The following is a 23937-nucleotide window of genomic DNA, read 5'->3' as shown; positions in this document are numbered from 1 at the left end:
TCCGGGCTGATTCCGCAGGTCAGGTTGCTGACTGACAAACCTGGCCAAGCCCCGCTTTTGGTGCGCTATGGTCGCTATGCCGCGCTCGACGGGCGACGGCGCGCGGTGCAGCCCTTGACTGAGTGTCCGCTGACAGGCACGCTGACATCAGCAAGTTTCCGCGCTTGCAACAGCCCACCCGTGGGTGACCGGCCCGACCAGTCGGGCTCTCGCACGGATGGCACCGAGGAGAGACGCCGCGTTCCGAGCGGCCCCGCAGAGGCACCCGGCCGGGAAGCGCCGGGATGGCCCGCCGGGGATCGTTCCGCAGCGCCCCACGGTGAGGGCTGGACAGCGGTTGGCCGAGCGGCTACACTGCTAGTTTGCGCTGCCTTCTGTCCGGAGCCCTGCCAGCACATTCATGTGGATGGTTGCTGGGGGGTCCATTGGAGTGCACGCAGACAGTTGCATACCGCAGCTGACAGCCGCATCAGCAGCACCGGTCCTCGGAAGGACGCATCTTGGCAGCTTCCCGCCCTGCGAAGACCAGCCGTACGTCGAGCGCTTACGCTCCCCGCCGTATCTCTTTCGGCAGGATCACCGAGCAACTTGAGGTTCCCAACCTCCTCGCCATCCAGACGGAGTCGTTCGACTGGCTGGTCGGAAACGAGGCTTGGCAGGCCCGATCGACGGACGACCCGCACGCCCACTCGGGCCTCGCAGAGATCCTCGAAGAGATCAGTCCCATTGAGGACTTCTCCGGCACAATGTCGCTGTCCTTCTCGTCCCCACGCTTCGACGAGGTCAAGGCCTCGATCGAGGAGTGCAAGGAGAAGGACCTGACCTACTGCGCCCCGCTGTTCGTGACCGCGGAGTTCACCAACAACAGCACCGGCGAAATCAAGAGCCAGACGGTGTTCATGGGTGACTTCCCGATGATGACCCCCAAGGGGACGTTCGTCATCAACGGCACCGAACGCGTCGTGGTGAGTCAGCTCGTCCGCTCGCCGGGCGTGTACTTCTCGAAGGAGCCGGACAAGACCTCCGACCGCGACCTGTCCAGCGTCAAGGTCATCCCGAGCCGGGGCGCCTGGCTCGAGTTCGACATCGACAAGCGCGACACGGTCGGCGTCCGCATCGACCGCAAGCGCCGGCAGGCCGTCACCGTCCTGCTCAAGGCGATCGGGTGGTCCGCGGACCAGATCCGGGAGCGGTTCGGCTGGTCCGAGCTGCTCATGACGACGCTGGAGAAGGACCACATCGCCGGGCAGGACGAGGCCCTGCTCGACATCTACCGCAAGCTCCGCCCTGGCGAGCCCCCGACCCGGGAGAACGCGCAGACCCTTCTCGACAACCTCTTCTTCAACCCGAAGCGGTATGACGTCGCCAAGGTCGGCCGATACAAGTTCAACAAGAAGCTCGAGATCGACGTACCGATCGTCCGCGGCACCCTCACCGAAGAGGACGTCGTCAAGACCGTGGAGTACCTCTGCCGGCTGCACGCCGGTGAGGAGGGCTACGAGGCCGATGACATCGACCACTTCGGCAACCGGCGCCTGCGTACCGTCGGCGAGCTCATCCAGAACCAGGTCCGCGTCGGCCTGTCCCGGATGGAGCGCGTCGTCCGGGAGCGGATGACCACGCAGGACGTCGAGGCGATCACGCCGCAGACCCTGATCAACATCCGCCCGGTGGTGGCGGCGATCAAGGAGTTCTTCGGTACGTCGCAGCTGTCGCAGTTCATGGACCAGACCAACCCGCTGGCGGGTCTGACCCACCGGCGCCGGCTGAGCGCGCTCGGCCCGGGTGGTCTGTCCCGGGAGCGGGCGGGCTTCGAGGTCCGTGACGTGCACACGTCCCACTATGGCCGGATGTGCCCGATTGAAACCCCGGAAGGCCCGAACATCGGCCTGATCGGTGCGCTTTCCACGTTCGCGCGGGTGAACCCGTTCGGCTTCATCGAGACGCCGTACCGCAAGGTGGAGAACGGCATCGTCACCGACCAGGTGGACTACCTGACGGCCGACGAAGAGGACCGCTACATCAAGGCGCAGGCCAACGCCCCGCTCTCCAGCGACGGGTCGTTCGCCGAGGACCGCGTCCTGGTCCGCCGTAAGGGCGGTGAGGTCGACTACGTGCCCGGCACCGAGGTCGACTACATGGACGTGTCGCCGCGGCAGATGACCTCGGTCGCGACCGCGATGATTCCGTTCCTCGAGCACGACGACGCGAACCGCGCCCTGATGGGCGCGAACATGCAGCGTCAGGCGGTGCCGCTGGTCAAGGCCGAGGCGCCGCTGGTGGGTACGGGCATGGAGTACCGCGCCGCGGTCGACGCCGGTGACGTGGTCGTCGCCGAGGTCGGCGGCGTGGTCGAGGACCTCTGCGCCGACTACGTGACGGTGCACCAGGACGACGGCCACCGTCGTACCTACCTGCTGCACAAGTTCCGCCGCAGCAACGCCGGCTCCTGCGTCAACCAGAAGCCGGTCGTGTTCGAGGGCGACCGGGTCGAGGCCGGCCAGGTCATCGCCGACGGACCGTGCACCGACGACGGGGAGATGGCCCTCGGCCGCAACCTGCTCGTCGCGTTCATGTGCTGGGAGGGCCACAACTACGAGGACGCGATCATCCTGTCGCAGCGCCTCGTGCAGCAGGACGTGCTCACCTCGATCCACATCGAGGAGCACGAGGTCGACGCGCGCGACACCAAGCTGGGCCCGGAGGAGATCACCCGCGACATCCCGAATGTCAGCGAGGAGATGCTCGCCGACCTGGACGAGCGGGGCATCATCCGGATCGGCGCCGAGGTCGTCCCCGGCGACATCCTGGTCGGCAAGGTCACGCCCAAGGGCGAGACCGAGCTGACCCCGGAGGAGCGGCTGCTGCGGGCGATCTTCGGAGAGAAGGCCCGGGAGGTCCGGGACACCTCGCTGAAGGTGCCGCACGGCGAGACCGGCACGGTCATCGGCGTCCGCACGTTCTCGCGTGAGGACGGCGACGAACTGCCGCCGGGCGTCAACGAGCTGGTCCGGGTGTACGTGGCGCAGAAGCGCAAGATCCAGGACGGCGACAAGCTCGCCGGCCGCCACGGCAACAAGGGCGTCATCTCGAAGATCCTCCCGATCGAGGACATGCCGTTCCTGGAGGACGGCACCCCGGTCGACATCGTGCTCAACCCGCTCGGCGTGCCGAGCCGGATGAACATCGGCCAGGTCCTGGAGACCCACCTCGGGTGGGTGGCCAAGACCGGCTGGGAGGTCGACGGCGAGGACGCGGACTGGAAGCGGCAGCTCCGGGCCATCGAGGCCCACGAGTCGCCGGCCGACAGCAACGTCGCCACGCCGGTCTTCGACGGTGCCCGCGAGGACGAGATCAAGGGCCTGCTCGAGTCGACGCTGGTCAACCGCGACGGAAAGCGGCTGGTCAACAGCGACGGCAAGGCGCAGCTGTTCGACGGTCGTTCCGGTGAGCCTCTGCCGGACCCGATCGCCGTCGGCTACGTCTACATCCTGAAGCTGAACCACCTGGTCGACGACAAGATCCACGCACGGTCGACCGGCCCGTACTCGATGATCACGCAGCAGCCGCTGGGTGGTAAGGCGCAGTTCGGTGGACAGCGGTTCGGCGAAATGGAGTGTTGGGCCATGCAGGCCTACGGGGCGGCCTACGCCCTGCAGGAACTGCTGACCATCAAGTCCGACGACGTGCTGGGCCGCGTGAAGGTCTACGAGGCCATCGTCAAGGGCGAGAACATCCCGGAGCCGGGAATCCCCGAGTCGTTCAAGGTGCTGCTCAAGGAGCTGCAGTCGCTGTGCCTCAACGTTGAGGTGCTGTCCAGCGACGGCGTGGCCCTGGAGATGCGCGAGACCGACGACGAGGTCTTCCGGGCCGCGGAAGAACTCGGCATCGACCTGTCCCGACGCCCGAACGAGGGCGTCAGCAGCGTCGAAGAGATCTGACGGAGGGCGTCCCCGGCGAGCCTGAGCTTGCCGGGGACGCACCCCGCCGGCCTGGAAACCACTGAGCATAGAAATACGAGGGATAGACCAAGTGCTCGACGTCAACTTCTTCGACGAGTTGCGCATCGGCCTGGCGACCGCGGACGACATTCGTCAGTGGTCGCACGGCGAGGTCAAGAAGCCCGAGACGATCAACTACCGCACGCTCAAGCCCGAGAAGGACGGACTCTTCTGCGAGAAGATCTTCGGTCCTCAGCGGGACTGGGAGTGCTACTGCGGCAAGTACAAGCGGGTCCGGTTCAAGGGCATCATCTGTGAGCGCTGCGGCGTCGAGGTGACCCGGTCCAAGGTCCGTCGTGAGCGCATGGGCCACATCGAGCTGGCCGCGTCGGTCACGCACATCTGGTACTTCAAGGGTGTGCCGAGCCGGCTGGGCTACCTGCTCGACCTGGCGCCCAAGGATCTCGAGAAGATCATCTACTTCGCCTCGTACGTGGTCACCAGCGTGAACGCCGAAGAGCGTCACAAGGACATGTCCACCATCGAGAACGAGATCTTCGCCGAGAAGCGGCAGTCCGAGAACAGCCGCGACTCGGAGATCGAGAAGCGGGCCGCCAAGCTCGAGCAGGACCTTGCCGAGCTGGAGGCCGAGGGCGCCAAGGCGGACGTGCGTCGCAAGGTCAAGGAGGCTGGCGAGCGCGAGATGCGCCAGATCCGGGACAAGGCGCAGCGCGAGATCGACCGCCTGGACGAGGTGCTCGACACCTTCCGCAAGCTCGACTCCAAGCAGCTGGTCACGGACGAGCTGCTCTACCGCGAGCTGCGGGACCGCTTCGGCGAGTACTTCACCGGTGGCATGGGCGCCGAGGCGATCAAGGCGCTGCTGGAGAACATGGACCTCGACGCCGAGGCCGAGTCGCTGCGGGAGACCATCCGCAGTGGCAAGGGCCAGCGCAAGATCCGTGCGCTCAAGCGGCTCAAGGTTGTCGCCGCGTTCCTGAACACCCGCAACTCGCCGCTCGGCATGGTCCTGGACTGTGTCCCGGTCATCCCGCCGGACCTGCGCCCGATGGTGCAGCTCGACGGTGGCCGGTTCGCCACCAGCGACCTGAACGACCTGTACCGCCGGGTGATCAACCGCAACAACCGGCTCAAGCGCCTGATCGACCTGGGCGCGCCCGAGATCATCGTCAACAACGAGAAGCGGATGCTGCAGGAGGCCGTCGACGCACTGTTCGACAACGGCCGCCGCGGCCGGCCGGTCACCGGCCCGGGTAACCGTCCGCTGAAGTCGCTGTCCGACATGCTCAAGGGCAAGCAGGGCCGGTTCCGGCAGAACCTGCTGGGCAAGCGCGTGGACTACTCCGGCCGTTCCGTCATCGTCGTCGGCCCCCGGCTCAAGCTGCACCAGTGCGGCCTGCCGAAGCAGATGGCGCTAGAGCTGTTCAAGCCGTTCGTGATGAAGCGCCTGGTGGACCTGAACCACGCGCAGAACATCAAGTCGGCCAAGCGGATGGTCGAGCGTCACCGCCCGGTCGTGTGGGACGTCCTGGAAGAGGTCATCAGCGAGCACCCGGTGCTGCTGAACCGCGCGCCCACCCTGCACCGTCTGGGCATCCAGGCCTTCGAACCGCAGCTGGTCGAGGGCAAGGCGATCCAGATCCACCCGCTCGTCTGTACGGCGTTCAACGCCGACTTCGACGGTGACCAGATGGCGGTGCACGTGCCGCTGTCGGCCGAGGCGCAGGCCGAGGCCCGAATCCTGATGCTGTCGTCCAACAACATCCTCAAGCCGGCCGACGGTAAGCCGGTCACCATGCCCACCCAGGACATGGTCATCGGTCTCTACTACCTGACCCACCTCACCACCGGTGGCAAGGGCGAGGGCCGGGTCTTCAGCTCGGACGCCGAGGCACGGATGGCGTTCGACAACGGCGAGCTGCACCTGCAGACGCCGGTGAAGATCCGCCTGAAGGACGTCGTCGGCGTGGACAACGGTGCCGGCAAGGCGCCGTTCGAGACGCCCGAGGACTGGACGCCGGGCGAGCCGCTGCTGATCGAGACCACCCTGGGACGGGTGATCTTCAACGAGACGCTGCCGCCGGGCTACCGGTACGTCAACTACGAGATCCGCAAGGGTCAGCTCTCGCAGATCGTCAACGACCTCGCCGAGCGGTTCCCGAAGGTCGCGCTGGCCGCGACCCTGGACGCGCTCAAGGAGGCCGGCTTCCACTGGGCCACCTGGTCCGGTGTGACGATCGGCATGGGCGACGTCATCGGCCCCCCGCGCAAGCCGGAGATCCTCGCCCGCTACCAGATCGAGGCGGACCGGATCGACAAGCAGTACCAGCGGGGTCTGATGACCGCCGAGGAACGTCGCGGCGAGCTCATCGAGATCTGGACCAAGGCGACCAACGAGATCTCCAAGGAGATGGAGACCGCGCTGCCGCAGGAGAACCCGCTCTGGGTGATGATCAACTCCGGCGCTCGCGGTAACCTCCTCCAGCTCCGGCAGATCGCCGCGATCCGTGGTCTGGTGGCCAACCCCAAGGGCGAGATCATCCCGCGGCCGATCACGTCGTCGTACCGCGAGGGTCTGACCGTGCTGGAGTACTTCATCTCCACGCACGGTGCCCGTAAGGGTCTGGCCGACACCGCGCTGCGTACCGCCGACTCGGGTTACCTGACCCGGCGTCTGGTGGACGTGTCGCAGGACGTCATCATCCGCGAGGAGGACTGCGGCACCGACCGCGCGATTCCGATGCAGGTGGCGGACAAGCTGGACGGCGGCAAGCTGGTCGTGCACACGCACGCCGAGACCGGTGTGCACGCGCGGACCATCGCGGACGACATCACCGACCCCGAGGGCAACCTCGTGGTCTCCCGTGGTGACGACCTCAACTCCATCCTGGTCGACAAGCTCGTCGCCGCCGGCGTCGAGAACGTCCGGGTGCGCAGCGTCCTGACCTGCGAGTCGAAGCTCGGCGTGTGCGCGGCCTGCTACGGCCGTTCGCTGCCGACCGGCAAGTCGGTCGACATCGGCGAGGCGGTCGGCATCATCGCCGCCCAGTCCATCGGTGAGCCCGGTACGCAGCTGACCATGCGTACCTTCCACACCGGTGGTGTCGCGGGTGAGGACATCACCCAGGGTCTGCCGCGTGTGCAGGAAATCTTCGAGGCCCGCGTACCCAAGGGCAAGGCGCCCATCGCCGACACCCCGGGACGCATCCGCATCGAGGACGGCGAGCGCTCGCGGAAGATCATCGTGATCCCGGACGACGGCAGTGACGAGATCGTGTACGACAAGATCTCGAAGCGCGTCAAGCTGCGGGCCCACGACGGCGACCACGTCGCGGTCGGCGAGAAGCTCACCGAGGGCACCATCGACCCGCACGAGTTGCTGCGGATCATGGGTCCGCGGGCGGTCCAGGTCCACCTGACCCAGGAGGTCCAGGAGGTCTACCGCTCGCAGGGTGTGCTCATCCACGACAAGCACATCGAGATCATCATCCGCCAGATGCTGAAGCGGGTGACGGTCATCGACTCCGGCGCGACCGAGTTCCTGCCGGGCGTGCTGGTCGACCGGGCGCTCTTCGAGTCGGAGAACCGCCGGCTCGTCGGCGAGGGTGGCGAGCCCGCCGCCGGTCGTCCCGTGCTGATGGGTATCACCAAGGCCTCGCTGGCGACCGACTCCTGGCTCTCGGCGGCCTCCTTCCAGGAGACCACCCGGGTGCTGACCGACGCGGCGATCAACTCGCGCAGCGACTCGCTGGTCGGCCTCAAGGAGAACGTCATCATCGGTAAGCTCATCCCGGCCGGTACCGGCATCAGCAAGTACCGCAACATCCGGGTCGAGCCCACCGAGGAGGCCAAGGCGAAGGTGTACTCGATGACCGGGTACCCGGAGACCGACTACGGCTTCGGGCCGGCCAGCGGGCAGGCTGTGCCGCTGGACGACTTCGACTTCGGGTCGTACCGCTAAGGGTTCTTCAGTTTCACCGCCGAAGGCGGTCGCGCACCGCGCGGCCGCCTTCCGGCGTTCCTAGAATGGGGGAGTGACGCTTCCCGCCGCCGTGCCCACCCGCCATCCGATGGATCCGGACCCGGTCACGGCGACCAAGGCCCGCGCGGTGTTCGCGCTCGGGCTGATCGCGCTGCTCACCGGCCCGCTGATCGGCGGCGTCATCCCGGCCACCATCGCGTTGCTGCTGGCCCGGCAGACCCACCGCCAGCAGTACGCCGCCCGCGGCTACCTGACCGGCTCGGCGTGGTTGCGGCGAGGGCGGCGGCTGGCCTGGGCGGGGCTGATCCTGGCGTTGACGGCGCTGGTGGTCGCGGTGATCACCGGTTTGCTGCACGTGGCGGCTCCGGGGCAGGACTTCGACGCCAACACCGACTGACACCCCTGGCGGCCCGGGGTGGCGGGCCCGGCAGGGGTGGGCTGCGGACGGCCTCGAACGAGTGACATGCTCGAACCATGACGCAGCCACCGGGTCCCGGCCAGTACCCACCCGCCGATCCGGCTTCCGCGCCGCCCGGCGGTTCGCCCGGGCAGTTCGCGTCCGGGCACGCGACGCCCGGGCATTTCGCGTCTTCTGAACAAGCCGCCTCCGGGCAGCATTCGGCCGGGCAGACGTCTGGGCAGTTCGTGCCTGGGCAGGCCGGGCCGGGTGCCTATCCGCCCGTGCCGCCCCCGCCGCCCGAGGGCCGCTGGAAGCCCGCCCGGGTCGACCCCATGCCCGGCACCGACTTCGGCCTGGTGCAGTTGCAGATCGCGCCGGCCGCCTCCGGGCTGGCCACCGGTGCGCTGCTGGCCGGCATCGGCTCGATCCTCGCCTCCGTGCTCGTGCTGTGCTTCGGCGTGGCCGGCGCCGAGGGGGGCTGGGGCGGCTGGGTGGCCGGCGCCTTCACGCTGCTGGCCGTGCTGTTCGGCGGGGGAGCGGTCGCGGTCGGGGTGGTGGCACGGCGTCAGATCGCCGGCTCGGGTGGGGCGGGCCGGCTCCGGCTCACCGGCCGGGGCGTCGCCGTGGCGGGGATCTCGTGCGGTGTGGTGGGGGTGGGAATCGCGCTGTCAGCGCTGGCGTTGGGACTGGTGTTGCAGCTGTGAGAGCGCCACGACGCACGGGTTCGGGCACCGCGGTGATGCCGCCCGGGAGTACCCGTTACACTGGGTCTGTAGAGATGTCCGTCATGGGAAGCTGGTATCGAGGATCACCCTCGTTTTGACCTGCCTGCTCGTGATGGGTAATCTTTCCCCTCGTGCCCGGGCTTGCCCGGGCAACTCGTGCGTGCGCCCGAGTCGGAAATAGCGACGGGGCAGTGGCACGACGGGCCTAAGGCCTGACACAGACAAGACCCGGTGCGCGTTGACAGGCGCGCGGCGGGACCGTGAGCCGGACGACACGCCCGACCGCGGGTGCCGGAGGGCCCTTCGGGGTCAGACGACACACACAGGCAGAACGAAGACGGTGCGGCCGTGAGAAGGCGGCCGAAGGGAGCGGAGAAACCCGGTGCCCACGATCCAGCAGCTGGTCCGAAAGGGCCGCCAGGCGAAGACGAGCAAGACTAAGACGCCGGCGCTGAAGGGTAGTCCCCAGCGGCGCGGCGTGTGCACGCGCGTGTACACCACCACCCCCAAGAAGCCGAACTCCGCGCTGCGCAAGGTCGCTCGTGTGAAGCTCAGCAGCCAGATCGAGGTGACCGCGTACATCCCGGGCGTCGGCCACAACCTGCAGGAGCACTCGATCGTGCTCGTGCGTGGCGGTCGTGTGAAGGACCTCCCGGGCGTCCGTTACAAGATCGTCCGTGGTTCGCTGGACACCCAGGGTGTCCGCAACCGCAAGCAGGCCCGCAGCCGTTACGGCGCGAAGAAGGAGAAGAGCTGACATGCCGCGTAAGGGCCCCGCTCCGCGCCACCCGGTGGTCGCTGACCCGGTGTACAACTCCCCGCTGGTTACGCAGCTGGTCAACAAGATCCTGGTCGGCGGCAAGCGGCAGCTGGCCGAGCGCATCGTCTACGGCGCGCTCGAGGGCTGCCGGGAGAAGACCGGCACCGACCCGGTGGTGACGCTCAAGCGCGCGATGGACAACGTGAAGCCGACCCTCGAGGTCCGCAGCCGCCGCGTCGGTGGCGCGACCTACCAGGTTCCGGTCGAGGTGCGCACCCCGCGCCAGACCACCCTGGGTCTGCGCTGGCTGGTCCAGTACTCCAAGGCCCGTCGCGAGAAGACCATGATCGAGCGCCTGCAGAACGAGCTGCTCGACGCCAGCAACGGTCTGGGCGCCGCGGTCAAGCGTCGCGAGGACACCCACAAGATGGCGGAGTCCAACAAGGCCTTCGCGCACTACCGGTGGTAATCCACCACCTGACGACGACGAAGACGAAGAGGGATTGAAGTGGCTGCCGCAGACGCGCTCGCCAAGGTACGCAACATCGGCATCATGGCGCACATCGATGCTGGTAAGACCACGACGACCGAGCGGATCCTGTTCTACACCGGCATCACGTACAAGATCGGTGAAGTCCACGAGGGCGCGGCCGTCATGGACTGGATGGAACAGGAACAGGAACGCGGTATCACCATCACCTCCGCCGCCACGAAGTGCGAGTGGAAGGGCTACACGATTCAGATCATCGACACGCCCGGCCACGTCGACTTCACGGTCGAGGTCGAGCGGTCCCTGCGTGTGCTCGACGGCGCGGTGGCGGTCTACGACGGCGTCGCCGGCGTGGAACCGCAGACCGAGAACGTGTGGCGGCAGGCGGACAAGTACCACGTGCCCCGCATGTGCTTCGTCAACAAGCTCGACCGGACCGGAGCGGACTTCTTCCGCTGCGTGCAGATGATGATCGACCGGCTCAACGCCACGCCGCTCGTCCTGCAGATTCCGATCGGCCTCGAGGGCGACCACATCGGCGTCGTGGACCTGGTCACCATGAAGGCGTTCACCTGGCGTGGGGAGACCCAGAAGGGTGAGGACTACGCGATCGAGGAGATCCCGGCCGACCTGGTCGACTCCGCGAACGAGTGGCGCGAGAAGCTGATCGAGACGCTCGCCGACGTGGACGACGACGTCATGGTCAAGTACCTGGACGGCGTGGAGGTCTCCCAGGAGGAGATCAAGGCCGCCATCCGGCGCGCCACCATCGCCAGCAAGGCCAACCCGGTCCTGTGTGGCTCGGCGTTCAAGAACAAGGGCGTCCAGCCCATGCTCGACGCCGTGGTCGACTTCCTGCCGTCGCCGCTGGACGTTCCGGCGATCGAGGGCACGGCGACCGACGGCGAGACCCCGATGCTGCGCAAGCCGTCGAACGACGAGCCGTTCTCCGGCCTGGCGTTCAAGATCCAGACGGACAAGCACCTCGGCAAGCTGACCTACGTGCGGGTCTACTCCGGCACGCTCGACTCCGGTTCCCAGGTGATCAACTCCACCAAGGACCGGAAGGAGCGCATCGGCAAGATCTACCAGATGCACGCGAACAAGCGGGAAGAGCGTCCTACGGCCCAGGCCGGGGACATCATCGCGGTGCAGGGTCTCAAGCAGACCACCACCGGTGACACCCTGAGTGACCCGGCCGCGCCGGTGATCCTGGAGTCGATGACCTTCCCGGAGCCGGTCATCCAGGTGGCGATCGAGCCGAAGACGAAGTCCGACCAGGAGAAGCTCGGCACCGCGATCCAGCGGCTCGCCGAGGAGGACCCGACCTTCCGCGTCTGGAACGACGAGGAGACCGGTCAGACGGTCATCGCCGGCATGGGCGAGCTGCACCTCGACATCCTCGTCGACCGCATGCGGCGCGAGTTCAACGTCGAGGCGAACATCGGTAAGCCGCAGGTGGCGTACCGTGAGACGATCCGCGGCAGCGTGGAGAAGCTCACGTTCGTGCACAAGAAGCAGACCGGTGGCTCGGGCCAGTACGCGAAGGTCGTCGTCACCGCCGAGCCGCTGCCGCTGGACGCGGACGGCCCGACGTACGAATTCGTGAACGCGGTCTCCGGTGGCCGCATCCCGCGGGAGTTCATCCCGTCGGTGGACGCCGGTGCCCAGGACGCGCTGCAGTACGGCGTGCTGGCCGGCTACCCGATGGTCGGTGTCCGGCTGACGCTGGTGGACGGTCAGTACCACGAGGTCGACTCGTCGGAAATGGCGTTCAAGATCGCCGGTTCGATGGCCATGAAGGAGGCGGCCCGCAAGGCCGACCCCGCGCTGCTCGAGCCGATGATGGCCGTTGAGGTCACCACCCCCGAGGACAACATGGGTGACGTCATCGGTGACCTCAACTCCCGCCGCGGCCTGATCCAGTCGATGGAGGAGCGCTCCGGCGCCCGCGTCGTCAAGGCTCTGGTACCGCTGTCGGAGATGTTCGGCTACGTCGGCGACCTGCGGTCGAAGACTCAGGGCCGGGCGAGTTACAGCATGCAGTTCGACTCCTACGCCGAGGTTCCGGCAAATGTGGCGAAGGAGATCATCGCGAAGGCAACGGGTGCGTAGTCACCGCCGGATGCGTTGAGGCACGTGCGGTCCGTCGTGGACCGCACGTGCACGAGCAGTCGACAGAGTCCTAAGCGCCTTTCCGGCGCGCCGGGCGAGAGAAGAAAATCCAGTCCACAGGAGGACACCAGTGGCGAAGGCGAAGTTCGAGCGGACTAAGCCGCACGTCAACATCGGCACCATTGGTCACATCGACCACGGTAAGACGACGCTGACTGCGGCCATCACGAAGGTCCTGCACGACCAGTACCCGGACCTGAACCCGTACACCCCGTTCGACGAGATCGACAAGGCGCCTGAAGAGAAGGCCCGCGGTATCACGATCTCGATCGCACACGTCGAGTACCAGACCGCGGCGCGCCACTACGCGCACGTGGACTGCCCCGGCCACGCCGACTACATCAAGAACATGATCACCGGTGCCGCCCAGATGGACGGCGCGATCCTGGTGGTCGCCGCGACCGACGGCCCGATGCCGCAGACCAAGGAGCACGTGCTCCTGGCCCGCCAGGTCGGCGTTCCGTACATCGTCGTCGCCCTGAACAAGAGCGACATGGTCGAGGACGAGGAGCTCCTGGAGCTCGTCGAGCTCGAGGTCCGCGAGCTGCTCAGCACGTACGAGTTCCCGGGTGACGACGTTCCGGTCATCCGCGTCTCGGCGCTGAAGGCGCTCGAGGGCGACGAGGAGTGGTCCGGCAAGCTCATGGAGCTGATGAACGCGGTCGACACCGCGATCCCGCAGCCCGAGCGTGACGTCGAGAAGCCGTTCCTCATGCCGATCGAGGACGTCTTCACGATCACCGGTCGCGGTACGGTCGTCACCGGCCGGGCCGAGCGCGGCATCCTCAAGCCGAACGAGGAGGTCGAGATCGTCGGCATCCGCGAGAAGTCGACGAAGACCGTCTGCACCGGCATCGAGATGTTCCGCAAGCTGCTCGACGAGGCCCGCGCGGGCGAGAACGTCGGCCTGCTGCTCCGCGGCATCAAGCGCGAGGACGTCGAGCGCGGCATGGTCGTGGTCAAGCCCGGCACCAGCACTCCGCACACGGAGTTCGAGGGCCAGGTCTACATCCTCTCGAAGGAGGAGGGTGGCCGGCACACGCCGTTCTTCCAGAACTACCGGCCGCAGTTCTACTTCCGCACCACGGACGTCACCGGCGTCGTCACGCTGCCCGAGGGCACCGAGATGGTCATGCCGGGCGACTCCACCACCATGTCGGTCAAGCTGATCCAGCCGATCGCCATGGAGCAGGGCCTGAAGTTCGCGATCCGGGAGGGTGGCCGCACCGTCGGCGCCGGAACGGTCACGAAGATCAACGTCTAGTTGAGAGTCGTTCACCGCTGTGAACAACCCTCATCGGTGACCCCGATTAGCATTGCCAGCTTCGATCCGGCATACTAGTCAGGTTGCGTCCGCGCAGGGTGGTTGGCTGCCGCAAGATGTATTCGGCAGTCGGCCACCCTCGCCCGGTGTCCGGGTGTGTTTACTGGCCGCCCGGCACTACGTTCCCCCGCTGGACACGGGCACCATCGCTCCAGATCCCTGGGGCGGAGCCTGGTTCGCAGAGCAGTCTGTGAAGCGGCGCGACACGCCCGACCGCGGGGGTCGGACAACGCAGGATCAACGGTCCTGCGGGCATGCGAGGGCCACCGCTTTCGCACGTAGCGGCATCGAGAGAAGGAAACAGAAGCCACCATGGCGGGACAGAAGATCCGCATCCGGCTCAAGGCCTATGACCACGAGGTCGTCGACTCCTCGGCACGCAAGATCGTCGAGACGGTCACGCGTACCGGAGCGTCGGTCGCAGGTCCGGTGCCGCTGCCCACGGAGATCAACCGTTTCTGCGTGATCCGTTCGCCGCACAAGTACAAGGACTCGCGCGAGCACTTCGAGATGCGCACGCACAAGCGTCTGATCGACATCATCGACCCGACTCCGAAGACGGTCGACTCGCTCATGCGTCTCGACCTGCCGGCTGGCGTCGACATCGAGATCAAGCTGTAGGGATCCGGACAATGGACAGGCAAGTGAAGGGCATCCTGGGCGCCAAGCTCGGCATGACCCAGGTCTGGGACAACAACAAGGTCGTCCCGGTGACTGTGGTGCAGGCCGGCCCGTGCGTCGTGACCCAGGTCCGCACCCCCGAGACGGACGGCTACGCCGCGGTCCAGCTGGCGTACGGCGCCATCGACCCGCGGAAGGTCAGCAAGCCGAAGAGTGGCCAGTACGCCAAGGCCGGTGTGTCGCCGCGGCGCCACCTGGTCGAGCTGCGTACCACGGACGCCGGCGAGTACGAGCTCGGCCAGGAGGTCACGGTTGAGACCTTCGTGCCGGGCACGCCGATCGACGTGACCGGTAAGACCAAGGGCAAGGGCTACGCCGGCGTCATGAAGCGGCACGGCTTCCACGGTCTGAAGAGCAGCCACGGTGTCGAGCGCAAGCACCGCTCGCCGGGCTCCATCGGCGCCTGCGCCACGCCGGCCCGGGTGTTCAAGGGCACCCGGATGGCCGGTCGCATGGGTAGCCGCCGGTTCACCGTGCAGAACCTGACCGTGCAGGCGGTCGACCTGGAGAACAACCTGATCCTCGTCCGCGGTGCCGTTCCCGGCCCCAAGGGCGCGCTGATCCTGGTCCGCACCGCGGCGAAGAAGGGCGGTGTCAAGTGAGCTCCGTTGACGTGATCAACGCCGAGGGCACGAAGACCGGCTCGGTCGAGCTGCCGGAGTCCGTGTTCGACGTACAGGCGAACATCCCGCTGATGCACCAGGTCGTGGTGGCCCAGCTCGCGGCCGCCCGGCAGGGCACGCACAAGGCGAAGACCCGCGGCGAGGTGGCCGGCGGCGGCAAGAAGCCGTACAAGCAGAAGGGCACCGGTCGCGCCCGCCAGGGCTCGATCCGCGCCCCGCAGTTCGCCGGCGGTGGCGTGGTCCACGGCCCGGTGCCGCGCGACTACAGCCAGCGGACCCCGAAGAAGATGAAGGCCGCCGCGCTCCGCGGTGCCCTCTCGGACCGGGCCCGCGACGGCCGGGTGCACGTCGTCGAGGCGTTCCTCACCGGCGAGACCCCGTCCACCAAGGCCGCGGTGGCGACGCTGCGCAAGGTGACCGAGTCCCGGAAGGTCCTCGTCGTGCTGAGCAGCACCGACGAGCTGAACTGGGTGTCGCTGCGCAACGAGACGACCGTGCACCTCATCGAGGCCGGCCAGCTCAACACGTACGACGTGCTGGTCGCCGACGAGGTGGTCTTCACGAAGGAAGCGCTCGACGAGTTCCTGGGCACTTCCGAGACCAGTGAGGAGGCTGGCGCATGAGCACGATCGCCGACCCGCGCGACATCATCGTCGCCCCGGTGGTCTCCGAGAAGAGCTACAGCGTTCTCGACCAGAACTGGTACACGTTCCTCGTCCACCCGGACGCGAACAAGACCCAGATCAAGATCGCGATCCAGCAGATCTTCAACGTCCGCGTGCTGACGGTGAACACCGCGAACCGCGAGGGCAAGCGCAAGCGCACCCGGACCGGTTTCGGTCAGCGCAAGGCGACCAAGCGCGCGATGGTGAAGCTGGCTGACGGTGACCGTATCGAGGCCTTCGGCGGGCCGGTCAGCTAAGGGGTTATGACTGATGCCTATCCGTAAGTACAAGCCGACCACGCCGGGCCGTCGTGGCTCCAGCGTCGCCGACTTCGCCGAGATCACCCGGTCCACGCCGGAGAAGAGCCTGCTGAAGCCGCTGCCCCGCAAGGGTGGCCGCAACGTCCACGGCCGCATCACCACGCGGCACCAGGGCGGCGGTCACAAGCGGCAGTACCGGCTGATCGACTTCAAGCGGGTCGACAAGGACGGCGTGCCGGCCAAGGTCGCGCACATCGAGTACGACCCGAACCGCACGTCCCGCATCGCACTGCTGCACTACGCCGACGGCGAGAAGCGCTACATCCTCGCGCCGAAGGACCTCAAGCAGGGCGACCGGGTCGAGTCCGGCCCGGGCGCGGACATCAAGCCGGGGAACAACCTTCCCCTGCGCAACATCCCGGTCGGAACGACGATCCACGGTGTGGAGCTTCGTCCCGGCGGTGGCGCCAAGCTGGCCCGCTCGGCCGGTGTCGGTATCCAGCTGCTCGGCCGTGAGGGTGTCTACGCCACGCTGCGTATGCCCTCCGGTGAGATCCGCCGGGTCGACATCCGTTGCCGTGCCACGGTCGGCGAGATCGGCAATGCCGAACAGTCGAACATCAACTGGGGCAAGGCCGGCCGCATGCGCTGGAAGGGCAAGCGCCCGACCGTCCGCGGTGTCGCCATGAACCCGATCGACCACCCGCACGGTGGTGGTGAGGGTAAGACCTCCGGTGGTCGCCACCCGGTCAACCCGGCTGGTAAGCCCGAGGGTCGTACCCGCCGCAAGGGCCAGGAGAGCGACAAGCTGATCGTTCGCCGCCGCTACGCCACCCGCAAGCGCGGGTAACGGGAGTTTAAGAGATGCCACGCAGCCTGAAGAAGGGCCCGTTCGTCGACGACCACCTGCTCAAGAAGGTGGAAGTCCAGAACGAGAAGAACTCGAAGAACGTCATCAAGACCTGGTCGCGACGCTCGACGATCATTCCCGACATGCTCGGGCACACGATTGCCGTGCACGACGGGCGCAAGCACGTCCCGGTGTTCATCACCGAGGCCATGGTCGGGCACAAGCTCGGCGAGTTCGCTCTGACCCGCACGTTCAAGGGTCACGAGAAGGACGACCGCAAGAGCCGCCGCCGCTAAGCAGATTCACGGATCAGAGGATTTAGGAGCTACAGCGATGCCAGTCAAGGGCGACGCTCCGGTGCTTCCGGGCGCGCGGGCGATTGCGCGGCACGTGCGCATCTCGCCGAACAAGGCGCGCCGGGTGATCAACCTCGTCCGCGGTCTGCCCGCGAAGGAGGCGCTCACCGTGCTGCAGTTCGCGCCGCAGGCGGCGAGTGAGCAGGTCTACAAGGTGCTCGCCAGCGCGATTGCCAACGCGGAGAACAACGAGCGGCTCGACCCGGATGCACTCCTGGTCAGCGAGGCGTTCGTGGACGAGGGACCGACGCTCAAGCGGTTCCGGCCGCGGGCGCAGGGCCGGGCGTACCGGATCCGCAAGCGCACGTGCCACATCACGATCGCGGTCGAGGCGGTTCAGGTGAACCGTCCGGCGAAGAAGGCCCCGGCGAAGAAGGCCGCCAAGGCCGCCGAGCCGAAGGCCGAGTCCCAGACCAGCACGGAGGGTGCGGAGTAATGGGTCAGAAAGTTCACCCCACCGGGTTCCGTCTGGGCATCTCCACCGACTGGAAGTCCCGCTGGTTCGCGGACAAGCTCTACTCCGACTACATCGGCGAGGACGTCAAGATCCGCCGCATGATGTCGAAGGGCCTGGAGCGCGCCGGCATTTCCAAGGTGGACATCGAGCGCACCCGGGACCGGGTCCGCGTCGACATCCACACCGCCCGGCCGGGCATCGTCATCGGCCGTAAGGGCGCCGAGGCCGACCGCATCCGCGGCGAACTCGAGAAGCTCACCGGCAAGCAGGTCCAGCTCAACATCCTCGAGGTGAAGAGCCCGGAGTCGGACGCACAGCTGGTGGCGCAGGCCGTCGCCGAGCAGTTGTCCAGCCGGGTCAGCTTCCGCCGGGCGATGCGCAAGGCGATGCAGTCGGCCATGAAGAACCCGATCTGCAAGGGCATCCGGGTGCAGGTCTCCGGTCGCCTCGGCGGCGCGGAGATGAGCCGCACGGAGTTCTACCGTGAGGGTCGCGTCCCGTTGCACACGCTGCGCGCCAACATCGAGTACGGCTTCTTCGAGGCCCGTACCACGTTCGGCCGCATCGGTGTGAAGGTCTGGATCTACAAGGGCGACGCCGTGCCGGGTCGCGAGGTCGCCCCCGAGGCGCCCGCGCGTCCGCGCCGTGACCGGGGCGACCGTCCCGAGCGCCCGCGCCGTGGCCGTTCCGGTTCGTCCGGCACGACCGCCGGCGGTACCGAGGCCGGCCGGGCCGCTGCCGCCCAGGCGAAGGGCGACACCCCGACCGGTGAGTCGACCGACGACGCGGCAGTTGCCGCGGCGCCGGCCGTCGCCGAAACGCAGCAGGAGGGCTGACACATGCTGATGCCGCGTAAGCCCCCGAAGGGCTTCCGCAAGCCGCACCACCCGGGCCGCTCCGGCGCGTCCAAGGGCGGCAACCGGGTGGTCTTCGGCGAGTTCGGTATTCAGGCCCTGGAACCGGCGTACGTGACCAACCGGCAGATCGAGTCGGCACGTATCGCGATGACCCGCCACATCAAGCGTGGCGGCAAGGTCTGGATCTCGATCTTCCCGGACCAGGCTCTGACGAAGAAGCCGGCCGAGACCCGGATGGGTTCCGGTAAGGGCTCTCCCGAGTGGTGGGTGGCGAACGTCAAGCCGGGACGCATCCTCTTCGAGATGTCGTTCCCGAACGAGACGGTTGCGCGTGAAGCGATGCGTCGCGCGATCCACAAGCTCCCGATGAAGTGCCGCATCGTGACACGCGAAGGGGCGGAAGGCTGATGGCAGCGGGCGTTAAGCCAGCCGAGCTGCGGGAGATCTCCGACGAGGAGCTGGTCTCGCGGCTGCGGGAGGCCAAGGCGGAGCTGTTCAACCTCCGCGTGCAGGGCGCGACCGGTCAGCTCGACAATCACCGTCGGCTGCAGGTTGTCCGTCGGGACATCGCCCGGATCTACACGATCATGCGTGAGCGTGAGCTGGGGCTCTCGGCCGCGCCGGATGAGGTGACAGCATGAGTGAAACCGCCCCGCAGGGGACCAGTTCTGCCGCGCCGCGGACTCAGCGCAAGACGCGTGAGGGCCTCGTGGTCAGCGACAAGATGGACAAGACCGTGGTCGTCGAGGTCGAGGACCGTGTCAAGCACGCCCTCTACGGCAAGGTGCTCCGTCGTACCCGCAAGCTGAAGGTGCACGACGAGCAGAACGCGTGCGGTATCGGCGACCGCGTTCTGATGATGGAGACCCGTCCGCTCTCCGCCACCAAGCGGTGGCGGGTCGTGGAGATCCTCGAAAAGGCCAAGTGAGGTACGCCGGGCCGCAAGGCCCGGCGATCTCGTAGTTCCGCCAAGCTCCGACCGCCCCGGTGGCGGAGAACTGGCAGACATAGGAGACAGACGTGATTCAGCAGGAGTCGCGACTGCGCGTCGCCGACAACACGGGTGCCCGGGAAATTCTGTGCATCCGCGTACTCGGTGGCTCCGGTCGCCGCTACGCGAGCATCGGCGACGTCATCGTGGCCACGGTCAAGGACGCCATTCCGGGTGCGGGCGTGAAGAAGGGTGACGTCGTCAAGGCGGTCATCGTGCGCACCGCCAAGGAGAAGCGCCGTCCTGACGGCTCGTACATCCGTTTCGACGAGAACGCCGCCGTCATCATCAAGGACGGCGGGGACCCCCGCGGTACGCGCATCTTCGGCCCGGTCGGCCGGGAGCTGCGCAACAAGCGGTTCATGAAGATCATCAGCCTGGCGCCGGAGGTGCTCTGACCGTGAAGATCAAGAAGGGCGACACGGTCGTCGTCATCGCCGGCAAGGACAAGGGTGCCAAGGGCAAGGTCATCGCGGCCTACCCGCGGCAGGACAAGGTCCTGGTCGAGGGCGTGAACCGCGTCAAGAAGCACGAACGCATCCGCACCACCCAGCGCGGCGCGAAGACCGGCGGCATCGTCACCCAGGAAGCCCCGATCCACATCTCGAACGTGCAGATCGTGGACGACCAGGGCAAGCCGACTCGCATCGGCTACCGCATCGACGACAGCGGCCAGAAGGTCCGCATCGCGCGTAGCACCGGTAAGGACCTGTGATGACTGCCGCCACCGAGACCAAGACCCTGCCCCGCCTGAAGCAGAAGTACCGCAGCGAGGTCATCCCCGCGCTTCGGGAGCAGTACAACTACGGCAACCCCATGCAGATCCCCGGCCTGGTCAAGGTCGTCGTGAACATGGGTGTGGGCGAGGCTGCCCGCGACGCCAAGCTGATCGACGGCGCGGTCCGTGACCTCACCACGATCACCGGTCAGAAGCCGCTGGTGCGGCGGGCGACCAAGTCCATCGCGCAGTTCAAGCTGCGTGAGGGCATGCCGATCGGCGCGAAGGTGACCCTCCGTAACGACCGGATGTGGGAGTTCCTGGACCGGCTGCTCTCCATCGCGCTGCCGCGTATCCGCGACTTCCGCGGCCTGGACGGGCGCAAGCTCGACGGGCACGGCAACTACACGTTCGGTCTGACCGAGCAGTCGGTGTTCCACGAGATCGACCAGGACCGGATCGACCGGACCCGGGGCATGGACATCACGGTGGTCACCACCGCCAAGACCGACGACGAGGGCCGGGCGCTGCTCAAGCTCCTGGGCTTCCCGTTCAAGGAGAACTGAGCATGGCTAAGAAGGCGCTGATCCTCAAGGCTGCCGCGAAGCCCAAGTTCGCGGTGCGTGCGTACACCCGCTGCCAGAAGTGCGGACGGCCGCACTCGGTCTACCGGAAGTTCGGTCTGTGCCGGGTGTGCGTCCGGGAGATGGCTCACCGCGGTGAACTGCCCGGCGTATCGAAGGCTTCCTGGTAACCGCGCCCACGAACCGGCGCACACACTTGCTATACCGCTTCGCCGTAGGCCTGGAGATTCCGGGAACCCCGGCGAGAAAGGTTGACGAATACCCATGACGATGACGGACCCGATCGCAGACATGCTCACGCGTCTGCGCAACGCCAACCAGGCGTACCACGACAAGGTGACCATGCCCTACTCGAAGATCAAGGCGAACATCGCCGAGGTCCTCAAGGCCGAGGGCTACATCGCCTCCTGGACGGCTGAGGAGCCCGAGGAGGGCGCTGTCGGCAGGCGCCTGGTCGTTGAGCTGAAGTACGGCCAGAGCCGCGAGCGCAGCCTCGCCGGCATCAAGCGCGTGTCCAAGCCCGGTCTCCGGGTGTACGCCAAGTCGGACGAGCTTCCGCGCGTGCTCGGCGGTCTCGGTGTCGCGATCATTTCGACGTCCCAGGGGCTGCTGACCGACCGGCAGGCCCGCAAGCGGAGCGTGGGCGGGGAAGTCCTCGCCTTCGTCTGGTAACTGGAGACTTTGACATGTCGCGAATCGGACGTAAGTCGATCCCGGTCCCGGCCGGCGTCGACGTCACCATCACGGGCCAGACCGTCAAGGTCAAGGGCCCCAAGGGCGAGCTGTCGCACACCGTCTCCGAGCCGATCACGGTGGAGAAGGCGGACGGCGAACTGCACGTCAACCGCCCCAACGACGAGCGTCGGGCCAAGGAGCTGCACGGCCTCTCCCGTACCCTGGTCGCCAACATGATTGTCGGCGTCACTGAGGGTTACCGGAAGACGCTGGAGATCAACGGCACCGGTTACCGCGTGACCGCCAAGGGCAAGGACCTCGAGTTCGCCCTGGGCTTCTCGCACCCGGTCAACGTGGTTCCGCCGGACGGCATCACCTTCACGGTGGAGCGCCCGACGCAGTTCACGGTCGCCGGCATCGACAAGCAGCTCGTCGGCGAGGTCGCCGCGAACATCCGGAAGATCCGCCCGCCGGAGCCCTACAAGGGCAAGGGCGTCAAGTACCAGGGCGAGGTCATCCGCCGCAAGGCTGGAAAGGCAGGTAAGAAGTGACCGCCACGCTGCTCAAGCGCCGCAATGGCGGCGGTGTCGCCTCCAAGCGCGCCGTCGGAAAGGCGCGTCGGCACTTCCGGGTCCGCAAGAACGTCCGCGGCTCTGCCGAGCGTCCCCGTCTGGTCGTCACCCGGTCCTCGCGGCACATCACCGCGCAGATCGTGGACGACCTCAAGGGCCACACGCTCGCTTCCGCTTCCACGCTCGACGCCTCCCTGCGGGGCTCCGAGGGTGACAAGAGCGCTCTGGCCGGCAAGGTCGGCGCTCTCCTCGCCGAGCGGGCCAAGGCCGCGGGCGTGTCCAAGGTCGTCTTCGACCGCGGCGGCAACCGGTACGCGGGGCGGATCGCCGCGCTGGCGGACGCTGCCCGCGAAGCCGGACTCGAGTTCTAGGAAGGAAGACCTATGCCTGGTCAGCAGCGCCGTGGCGGCGGGTCCGGCGGTAACAACGAAGGTGGCCGCCGGGACAACCGCCGTGAGGGCGGTCGCGGCAACGCGCCCGTCGAGAAGACTCCGCACCTCGAGCGGGTCGTCGCGATCAACCGTGTCGCGAAGGTCGTCAAGGGTGGTCGTCGCTTCAGCTTCACCGCCCTGGTGATCGTCGGCGACGGCGACGGCACCGTCGGTATCGGATATGGAAAGGCCAAGGAGGTGCCCGCGGCCATCGCCAAGGGCGTCGAGGAGGCCAAGAAGCACTTCTTCAAGGTGCCGCGGATCGGTGCCACGATCCCGCACCCGATCACGGGCGAGGCCGCCGCGGGCGTCGTACTCCTCAAGCCCGCGTCCGCCGGTACCGGTGTCATCGCCGGCGGCCCGGTGCGCGCGGTGCTGGAGTGCGCCGGTATCCACGACGTCCTCTCCAAGAGCCTGGGTTCGTCGAACCCGATCAACATCGTGCACGCGACGGTGGCCGCGCTGAAGGGCCTCGAGTCGCCGGAGATGGTCGCGGCGCGCCGTGGCCTGCCGGTCGAGGATGTGGCGCCGGCGGCCATGCTGGCGGCGCGTGCGGAAGCGGCGGTGCACTGATGGCACGTCTGAAGGTCACCCAGGTCCGGTCCGGTATCGGCCGCAAGCAGAACCAGCGGGACTCCCTGCGGTCGCTCGGCCTGAAGCGGATCAACGACGTGGTGGTCAAGGAGGACCGTCCCGAAATCCGGGGCATGATCTTCGCCGTGAACCACCTCGTGAGCGTTGAGGAGGTCGAGTAATGGCGATCAAGGTCCATCACCTGCGCCCGGCGCCCGGTGCCAAGACCGCAAAGACCCGTGTGGGTCGCGGTGAGGGCTCCAAGGGCAAGACCGCCGGTCGGGGTACGAAAGGTACGGGAGCCCGGAAGAACGTCTCGGCGGCCTTTGAGGGCGGCCAGATGCCTATCCACATGCGTCTCCCGAAGGTCAAGGGTCTGGGCAACCGGCCCCGCAACAAGGTCGTCTTCCAGGTCGTGAACCTGGACCGGCTCGCCGAGCTGTTCCCGAACGGTGGCGAGGTCGGCCCGACCGAGTTGGCCGAGGCCGGAGCGGTACGCCGTAACCAGCCGGTCAAGGTTCTCGGCTCGGGTGAGTTGGGCGGTGTTGCGCTGAATGTCAAGGCGCACGCGTTCAGCGAATCGGCCAAGGAGAAGATTGCCGCAGCCGGTGGTTCCGCGACCGAGCTGTGAGTTTGCTGGGGGTGTTCGCCCGAGCGCAGCAAGTCGCGCTCGGGCGGCGTCCCCTTTTGTGGCGCCTGACCTGGCCTTTCCTCAGCAGGTGCAAAGCGTCACCGCAGTCACGCCGACCGTGGCTGACCACGGCCGTGCGAGGCTGTTAGAGTCCGTTCCCAGCTAGGGATATCGGTCGTCCGGACCGATGCCCAC

The 23937-nt window shown here is 67.3% G+C and carries 29 protein-coding genes; all 29 read left to right on the top strand.

The genetic code is table 11. The annotated features are described in order from the left end of the window. Positions 1-500 precede the first annotated feature (500 nt). Positions 501-3941 (top strand): DNA-directed RNA polymerase subunit beta, encoded by a 3441-nt coding sequence (gene rpoB / locus LDL48_RS08930; protein WP_225254551.1) that lies wholly within the window; start codon positions 501-503, stop codon positions 3939-3941. A 91-nt stretch (positions 3942-4032) separates the two neighbouring features. Then, positions 4033-7923, top strand: a complete 3891-nt coding sequence (locus tag LDL48_RS08925) for a DNA-directed RNA polymerase subunit beta' (protein ID WP_225254550.1) — start codon at positions 4033-4035, stop codon at positions 7921-7923. Positions 7924-8032: 109 nt separating this feature from the next. Continuing rightward, positions 8033-8341, top strand: coding sequence for a hypothetical protein (locus LDL48_RS08920; protein ID WP_225254813.1), 309 nt, complete (start codon positions 8033-8035; stop codon positions 8339-8341). A 77-nt stretch (positions 8342-8418) separates the two neighbouring features. Continuing rightward, positions 8419-9048: a phage holin family protein gene (locus LDL48_RS08915; RefSeq protein WP_225254549.1), complete on the top strand. Its 630-nt coding sequence runs from the start codon at positions 8419-8421 to the stop codon at positions 9046-9048. 403 nt (positions 9049-9451) lie between these two features. Next, positions 9452-9826 carry a 30S ribosomal protein S12 gene (gene rpsL, locus LDL48_RS08910; RefSeq protein WP_014440718.1) on the top strand — a complete coding sequence of 125 codons (375 nt, stop codon included), beginning with the start codon at positions 9452-9454 and terminating at the stop codon, positions 9824-9826. 1 nt (position 9827) lies between these two features. After that, the gene (gene rpsG / locus LDL48_RS08905) at positions 9828-10298 is read left to right on the top strand and encodes a 30S ribosomal protein S7 (RefSeq protein ID WP_225254548.1); all 471 of its coding nucleotides are present in this window, start codon (positions 9828-9830) and stop codon (positions 10296-10298) included. Positions 10299-10337: 39 nt separating this feature from the next. Beyond that, the gene (fusA, locus tag LDL48_RS08900; protein WP_225254547.1) at positions 10338-12434 is read left to right on the top strand and encodes an elongation factor G; all 2097 of its coding nucleotides are present in this window, start codon (positions 10338-10340) and stop codon (positions 12432-12434) included. Positions 12435-12564: 130 nt separating this feature from the next. Next, positions 12565-13758 carry an elongation factor Tu gene (gene tuf, locus LDL48_RS08895; protein WP_225254546.1) on the top strand — a complete coding sequence of 398 codons (1194 nt, stop codon included), beginning with the start codon at positions 12565-12567 and terminating at the stop codon, positions 13756-13758. A 372-nt stretch (positions 13759-14130) separates the two neighbouring features. Beyond that, on the top strand, positions 14131-14439 hold the full coding sequence (gene rpsJ, locus LDL48_RS08890; protein WP_097322778.1) for a 30S ribosomal protein S10: 309 nt from the start codon (positions 14131-14133) through the stop codon (positions 14437-14439). An 11-nt stretch (positions 14440-14450) separates the two neighbouring features. Continuing rightward, positions 14451-15101 (top strand): 50S ribosomal protein L3, encoded by a 651-nt coding sequence (gene rplC / locus LDL48_RS08885; RefSeq protein ID WP_225254545.1) that lies wholly within the window; start codon positions 14451-14453, stop codon positions 15099-15101. Beyond that, positions 15098-15745, top strand: a complete 648-nt coding sequence (gene rplD, locus LDL48_RS08880; RefSeq protein WP_225254544.1) for a 50S ribosomal protein L4 — start codon at positions 15098-15100, stop codon at positions 15743-15745. Before rplC ends, rplD begins: the two co-directional genes overlap by 4 nt. Beyond that, complete coding sequence (gene rplW, locus LDL48_RS08875) at positions 15742-16044, top strand: 50S ribosomal protein L23 (protein ID WP_122976227.1); 303 nt, start codon at positions 15742-15744, stop codon at positions 16042-16044. The genes rplD and rplW overlap by 4 nt, the downstream gene beginning before the upstream one ends. Positions 16045-16057: 13 nt before the next feature. Further along, positions 16058-16897, top strand: coding sequence for a 50S ribosomal protein L2 (gene rplB / locus LDL48_RS08870; protein WP_225254543.1), 840 nt, complete (start codon positions 16058-16060; stop codon positions 16895-16897). Positions 16898-16911: 14 nt separating this feature from the next. Next, complete coding sequence (gene rpsS / locus LDL48_RS08865) at positions 16912-17193, top strand: 30S ribosomal protein S19 (protein WP_020513590.1); 282 nt, start codon at positions 16912-16914, stop codon at positions 17191-17193. Between the two features lie 37 nt (positions 17194-17230). Then, positions 17231-17689, top strand: a complete 459-nt coding sequence (rplV, locus tag LDL48_RS08860) for a 50S ribosomal protein L22 (protein ID WP_225254542.1) — start codon at positions 17231-17233, stop codon at positions 17687-17689. Continuing rightward, positions 17689-18546, top strand: a complete 858-nt coding sequence (rpsC, locus tag LDL48_RS08855; protein WP_225254541.1) for a 30S ribosomal protein S3 — start codon at positions 17689-17691, stop codon at positions 18544-18546. The genes rplV and rpsC overlap by 1 nt, the downstream gene beginning before the upstream one ends. A 3-nt stretch (positions 18547-18549) precedes the next feature. Further along, a complete protein-coding gene (gene rplP, locus LDL48_RS08850; protein ID WP_225254540.1) occupies positions 18550-18975 on the top strand; it encodes a 50S ribosomal protein L16 in 426 nt (141 codons plus the stop codon). After that, positions 18975-19208 (top strand): 50S ribosomal protein L29, encoded by a 234-nt coding sequence (gene rpmC / locus LDL48_RS08845; protein ID WP_225254539.1) that lies wholly within the window; start codon positions 18975-18977, stop codon positions 19206-19208. Before rplP ends, rpmC begins: the two co-directional genes overlap by 1 nt. After that, positions 19205-19495 (top strand): 30S ribosomal protein S17, encoded by a 291-nt coding sequence (rpsQ, locus tag LDL48_RS08840; RefSeq protein ID WP_225254538.1) that lies wholly within the window; start codon positions 19205-19207, stop codon positions 19493-19495. The genes rpmC and rpsQ overlap by 4 nt, the downstream gene beginning before the upstream one ends. Positions 19496-19587: 92 nt before the next feature. After that, complete coding sequence (gene rplN, locus LDL48_RS08835) at positions 19588-19956, top strand: 50S ribosomal protein L14 (protein WP_225254537.1); 369 nt, start codon at positions 19588-19590, stop codon at positions 19954-19956. Next, a complete protein-coding gene (gene rplX, locus LDL48_RS08830; protein ID WP_225254812.1) occupies positions 19953-20273 on the top strand; it encodes a 50S ribosomal protein L24 in 321 nt (106 codons plus the stop codon). The genes rplN and rplX overlap by 4 nt, the downstream gene beginning before the upstream one ends. Beyond that, positions 20273-20842 (top strand): 50S ribosomal protein L5, encoded by a 570-nt coding sequence (gene rplE / locus LDL48_RS08825; RefSeq protein WP_225254536.1) that lies wholly within the window; start codon positions 20273-20275, stop codon positions 20840-20842. Before rplX ends, rplE begins: the two co-directional genes overlap by 1 nt. Before the next feature lie 2 nt (positions 20843-20844). Beyond that, positions 20845-21030, top strand: coding sequence for a type Z 30S ribosomal protein S14 (locus LDL48_RS08820; RefSeq protein ID WP_225254535.1), 186 nt, complete (start codon positions 20845-20847; stop codon positions 21028-21030). A gap of 94 nt (positions 21031-21124) precedes the next feature. After that, positions 21125-21532 (top strand): 30S ribosomal protein S8, encoded by a 408-nt coding sequence (gene rpsH, locus LDL48_RS08815; protein ID WP_225254534.1) that lies wholly within the window; start codon positions 21125-21127, stop codon positions 21530-21532. Between the two features lie 14 nt (positions 21533-21546). After that, entirely contained in the window at positions 21547-22086 is a 540-nt protein-coding gene (gene rplF, locus LDL48_RS08810; RefSeq protein WP_225254533.1) for a 50S ribosomal protein L6, read from the top strand. Next, positions 22083-22478 carry a 50S ribosomal protein L18 gene (gene rplR / locus LDL48_RS08805; protein ID WP_443667669.1) on the top strand — a complete coding sequence of 132 codons (396 nt, stop codon included), beginning with the start codon at positions 22083-22085 and terminating at the stop codon, positions 22476-22478. The genes rplF and rplR overlap by 4 nt, the downstream gene beginning before the upstream one ends. A 12-nt stretch (positions 22479-22490) precedes the next feature. Then, a complete protein-coding gene (gene rpsE, locus LDL48_RS08800; RefSeq protein WP_225254532.1) occupies positions 22491-23111 on the top strand; it encodes a 30S ribosomal protein S5 in 621 nt (206 codons plus the stop codon). Next, positions 23111-23293 (top strand): 50S ribosomal protein L30, encoded by a 183-nt coding sequence (rpmD, locus tag LDL48_RS08795; protein ID WP_014440739.1) that lies wholly within the window; start codon positions 23111-23113, stop codon positions 23291-23293. Before rpsE ends, rpmD begins: the two co-directional genes overlap by 1 nt. Then, positions 23293-23742 carry a 50S ribosomal protein L15 gene (gene rplO / locus LDL48_RS08790; RefSeq protein WP_225254531.1) on the top strand — a complete coding sequence of 150 codons (450 nt, stop codon included), beginning with the start codon at positions 23293-23295 and terminating at the stop codon, positions 23740-23742. Before rpmD ends, rplO begins: the two co-directional genes overlap by 1 nt. The last annotated feature ends 195 nt before the right edge of the window (positions 23743-23937 follow it).

This window comes from Jidongwangia harbinensis (genome assembly GCF_020216025.1).
In the GTDB taxonomy this organism is placed as follows: Bacteria; Actinomycetota; Actinomycetes; order Mycobacteriales; family Micromonosporaceae; genus Actinoplanes; species Actinoplanes harbinensis.
This window is presented reverse-complemented; position numbering and strand designations above follow the sequence as displayed.